Source organism: Cedecea sp., assembly GCF_036500665.1.
GTDB lineage: Bacteria > Pseudomonadota > Gammaproteobacteria > Enterobacterales > Enterobacteriaceae > Cedecea.
Genome location: NZ_DASYBS010000187.1, coordinates 1 through 1,762 on the forward strand (window position 1 = coordinate 1; position 1,762 = coordinate 1,762).

Genomic DNA, 1,762 nt, shown 5'->3' on the forward strand with positions numbered 1-1,762 from the left:
TTTCGGGTCCGAGGCGATCGCCAGGCCAAGCGCTTGCGTCTGGTCATGGAGTCAGGCAAGTGCACCCATCTGTACCATTATTATCAGCATCCTGAAATTGGGTTGATGCACATCCGGGTGCAGAGCTGGTTTCCTTTTAACCTAGACGTTTGTCTCAATGGGCGAGCCTGGTTAGCTCGCCAGATGGATCGAGCCGGGATTGGCTATCGGCAGCGGGATAACTGTTTTATCTGGCTCGAGGATTGTGCCGCCGCCCAAAAGCTGCTGGATGAACAATTACGCTGTAATTGGCCAGTATTGCTGAACTCATTTTTGGAACTGGCTCATCCTCTCCACCGTGAAATTACCGCTCCGATGGCGGGGCTGGGCTACTACTGGAGTGCTTCCCAAAGTGAGTACGCCACCGATGTGCTCTTCGATCAAGCTGAGCAACTCCAGAAGCTCTATCCTAAGTTTTTACGGCATGCCATCAGCACCTTCCAAAGTCCCGACGTGCTGCGCTTCTTGGGCAGGAAGGTTCCCCAAAGCACTGGACGGCCACGCGCTAACTTTCAAGGAGAACTCAACTCTAGACTCCAACACCGAGCCGAAGGAGTCCGCATTCGCCATACCCTCAATGGTAATTCGCTCAAGATGTATGATAAAGAGAGCAGCGTTCTTAGAGTGGAAACCACCATCGTGGCGCCTAAGGAATTTAGAGTTTACCGAGCTAAAGAAGGCCAGCCAAAAGCTCAGAAGCGCTGCAGGGCTTTGCGCAAAGGAGTCTGCGACATGTATCGACGCGGCCAACTCTCTCGGGCCGCTAATCAACGTTACCTTGAGGCTCTAGCCAGTGTCACCGGCTCAAACTCACTTCTGCAAGAAGCCGCTCAAATCTGTTGCCCCATCACCCACCATGGCAAACGCTATCGCGCTCTCAATGCTCTGGCACAGACCGATCACGCCTTACTGCTGGCCTGTAGCCGGGGAGAGTTCGCTCTCAGCGGCCTGCGTAACGCTCATTTACGCGCTTTGCTCTACCCGCCAACCAAAATCAAACCAACCAAGACTGAGATCCGTCGCCGCAGTGCCGCCATTACTCGCCAATTTGCTCTGCTCAGAGCTCATGGCCTTATCCGAAAACTCCCTCACACCCACCGTTACCAAATCTCTGCAAAAGGCCGGCGAATCATCACCGCCTTACTGGCCGCCTCTCACGCTGATGTTGAACAACTTACCAAGATGGCAGCCTAAAATTCCTCGCGGATTTGATCGATGTGCAACCTCAGTTGCACAAAGGTAACCGCGTTGTACGTTCTTCGGGACGAAGTTCGTCAGAGTTATACACAAGATCTGAAAGTACGGTGGTATTATCGTCCCCCTCCAAATCCGTGGATAGTCATTTCTTCTGTCTTTGTGACCTTTGTGATCTTTCCGTATTGTGATTTTGAGACTTCAGAACGGGGGGAATTGCGGTCACGCCTTTAACAAGCAACCGCTTACCGAGATGTCTGTTTGAATAGCGGTCGGCTTCGATGAACCACCGTTAAGCTTCGCTCGGTCGCGTTCTGATAACTACCACCGGACAATCCGAGTGCGAGATCACGCGTTCAGCGGTGCTGCCTAAAAGAAAATGAGCCAACCCGGTTCGTCCGTGCGTTGGCATCACAATCAGGTCTATCTCGTGTTCAACCGCGTATCTGACAATCTCTTCGAACGGCACGCCAATCAAAAGAATCGGAAGCAGCACCACTGCTTTGTCACCCAGGCGACGGACCAGGTC

The 1,762-nt window shown here is 52.8% G+C and carries 2 protein-coding genes; one reads left to right on the plus strand and one right to left on the minus strand.

What is annotated here, in order from left to right; translation table 11 throughout:
* Window positions 1-1,233: hypothetical protein (locus tag VGM55_RS27105; protein ID WP_331637307.1), on the plus strand; the 1,233-nt coding region annotated here is incomplete at its 5' end.
* Window positions 1,234-1,525: 292 nt separating this feature from the next.
* On the opposite strand, the gene VGM55_RS27110 is transcribed toward VGM55_RS27105, so the two are convergent.
* The coding region (locus VGM55_RS27110) for a universal stress protein (protein ID WP_331637308.1) at window positions 1,526-1,762 on the minus strand (237 nt) is incomplete at its 5' end.